General features: G+C 41.6%; 2 protein-coding genes. One reads left to right on the forward strand and one right to left on the reverse strand.

What is annotated here, in order from left to right:
- Positions 1–312: 312 nt before the first annotated feature.
- Positions 313–1,305 (reverse strand): IS5-like element ISAba23 family transposase, encoded by a 993-nt coding sequence (locus FTT77_RS17030; RefSeq protein WP_005028482.1) that lies wholly within the window; start codon positions 1,303–1,305, stop codon positions 313–315.
- Between the two features lie 331 nt (positions 1,306–1,636).
- On the opposite strand from FTT77_RS17030, the gene FTT77_RS17035 reads away from it, so the two are divergent.
- Positions 1,637–2,866 (forward strand): MFS transporter, encoded by a 1,230-nt coding sequence (locus tag FTT77_RS17035; RefSeq protein ID WP_180058975.1) that lies wholly within the window; start codon positions 1,637–1,639, stop codon positions 2,864–2,866.
- Positions 2,867–3,116 lie beyond the last annotated feature (250 nt).

Here is a 3,116-nt window from a genome sequence, read left to right on the forward strand (position 1 = left end):
TGTTTGAACAACTAAAAGCGTATTTATAAGTGATATTCCGCTCTAGTTAAGCCACCTTGTTTTGTTGGGGTAGCTGATCATAGTAAAACTCATTTGGTGTCATTTTGTCTAGACTCGAATGAGGTCGTTTCAAATTATAAGAGACCTTTGCACGAAACAGCCCCTTTGCTCGAGGCATACCACCAAACCGAAAAAAAACAAAGAATGGCAATGAAATAAGCAAAACAATGGCTAAATCATGGATAAAATCTCCAAATGGTTGTTAAATTTGTGTCTATTGGCTGAGCTTACTAACCAACAGACACAATAACCCTAGGCGAGTCCGTATTTTCGTTTCAAGCTTAGGGCAGTTTTTAAATTATGCACCATGCTTGCAAGCAAAGTGCTGGTATGAAATTGCATTAACCCTAAATGACGAGCTTTGCTCATCCCATAATGCAGTTTAAAATGTCCAAAGACCCGCTCAACGGTGTTTCTAGTTTGGCTCTTTTGGGTATTATTGCGTTTTTGCTGTTCGGTTAAGGGTGTATTGCGCCATGCTCTATCATGAATATGATTTTTTATCGGTGGTTCATGCTCGGCAAGGTAGTCATCATGGGCTTGGCTTTTATACGCACTGTCAGCATACACGGCTGATTCATCATCTGTTAACAGCGTGGTAAAACATTGGGAATCATGGACATTGGCAGGGGTAGTTTCAACCTTTTTGACAAAGCTGTCTTCATCACAGTTGAGATGAATTTTAAAGCCGTAGGTGGTTTTTACTTTACCTGTACTGTCTTTTTTACTGACATAGGCGGCTTCGTTATCTTGGGTATTGTCGGTGTGTTTGCCTTTCTTAGGTCGTTTGTTTTTAGCTTCAACGATACTGGCATCGATGATGCTGACACTGCCCGCTTTGATAAAAATGTTTTGTTGGGCTAGTTGCTCATTGATTTGGTTGAACAATGGTTCAATCAGTCTAAGCTCACCTAGGTGTTTGTGGTATCGCCAAATGGTGCTATGGTCGGGTACATCATCCGTTAATGATAGGCCAACAAAGCGACGAAATAGTAAGTCTCGTGCCAGTTGTTTTTCCATGGCTGGATCCGATAGGTTATAGAGTTTTTGTAAGAGTAATACTTTAAACATGATGACAGGGTGAAAGGCAGATTCCCCACGCTCACTGCTATGAACGTGGCGTAAGGTTTGCTCGATAGTTTGCCAGTCAATTAGGTTGTGTAGTTCATCTAATTCTTCGATGGCTTTGTGAGCGTTAATGAGACTGTCTGCTAGGGAGAGTTGCCCTGTTTGTTTCCATGCCATAGTCGTGTTTTTTGCTAGGTGATTGATTTTATTGTATTATACCAATTTAATGAACTTTTGTGTGTTTATTCGTGCAAAGGTTTCTATAAACTGCTAAACTACACCCACTCAAATTAGTGGGTGTAATTAGTTTGAGTTATAAAAATCTCACAACTGAAATCGTTTGATCTATCTTAGACACCTTGTGAATACGGTGTATTAAGCCGCGAAATCTCAGCGCATTCAAAAAAACGTAATTTAATAAATTTCTCAGTGCTTGCCATTGGGCTTAGTCGTCTCTCCCTCTAACTGACTTTGCTCAGGCTTGTACGCATTTTATATGTAGATAACAATGCAAAACGTACAAACTTTAAAGTTAAGCCGTGCCACATTGATGTTTCCTTTGGCATTGGTTTTATTCGAATTTTCGGTCTATATCGGTAATGATTTAGTCCAACCTGCCATGCTCGCCATTACCCAAGATTTTGGGGTCAGCAGTGCATGGGCACCGTCGTCTATGTCTTTTTACTTACTGGGCGGTGCTTGTGTCGCATGGTTGCTTGGGCCACTCTCAGACCGTTTAGGCCGTAAAAAGGTGTTGCTCGCAGGTGTAGCATTTTTTGTGCTGACCTGCCTTGCAATTTTACTCACTCAAAATATTGAGTCTTTTTTGGCACTCCGCTTTTTACAAGGTGTGGGGCTGTCGATGATTTCTGCGGTGGGTTATGCCGCAGTACAGGAAAGTTTTGAAGAGCGTGATGCCATTAAAGTCATGGCTCTCATGGCGAATATTTCTTTGCTAGCACCGTTACTTGGTCCTGTGGTCGGGGCGTTTATGATTGACCATGTGTCATGGCATTGGGGCTTTATTGGCATTGCCTTTTTGGCTTTTTTAAGTTGGTTTGGTTTAAAAGCCAAAATGCCTGCGACACAACAGCGTCATTCTAAAAAGCCGCTGCGCTATATTTGGGATGACTATAAGACGGTCTATAAAAATAAGACCTTTTTGGCGCTCACCTTTGGCCTACCCATGGTCGCGATGCCGTTGATGCTGTGGATAGCACTGTCACCCGTGATCTTGGTGGAAGAACTTGGCTTGAGCAGTATGCAATACGGCTTGGCACAGTTCTCCGTCTTGGGCGGTCTCATTCTGGGCAACATTGTACTGATTAAAGTCATCGACAAAATGGCACTGGGTAAAACCGTGTTACTCGGTTTGCCCTTGATGTTCATCGGTACGCTGTTGGTAGTGCTCGGCACGATTTTCCAAAGCTATTTCTTGCCGTTACTGATTGTGGGGATGACTTTGGTGAGCTTCGGTGAAGGCATTAGTTTTTCAGTGTTATACCGCTTTGCGTTGATGTCATCGGAAGTGTCCAAAGGGACGGTTGCTGCAGCCGTTTCGGTTCTGATGATGTTTACGTTCTTCTTCGTGATTGAACTGGTTCGCATAGCTTATGTGGCATTTGGTCTTTGGGCTTATAGTTTAGTCTGCCTCATTTTGATTGCACTTTGGTTTAGCTTTCCACGTGCGACCGTGAAAAAAGTGATGCAAAAACGTCTTGAGAGTGGTGTTTACTAAAATTTTATTCACTGAATTCAGCGAAGCTCACATCATAAAAAAGCGCCCATTCAAATGAATGTGCGCTTTTTTATTATGGCTTTAAATAATCCTTTTTAAAGCCAGTTTTTAAACTCAGGCTTCTATTATTAATGAAGTTTTCGGACCATTCAGGATCGTTCGATTTACTCAAAATATCTTTGAGCCAAACCTTTAATGTTTCAATTGGATAATCTGCATTTTTGTATAAGTTAATCACGGTGATAATCTG

The organism is Acinetobacter sp. YH01010 (genome assembly GCF_013420775.1).
GTDB lineage: Bacteria > Pseudomonadota > Gammaproteobacteria > Pseudomonadales > Moraxellaceae > Acinetobacter > Acinetobacter amyesii.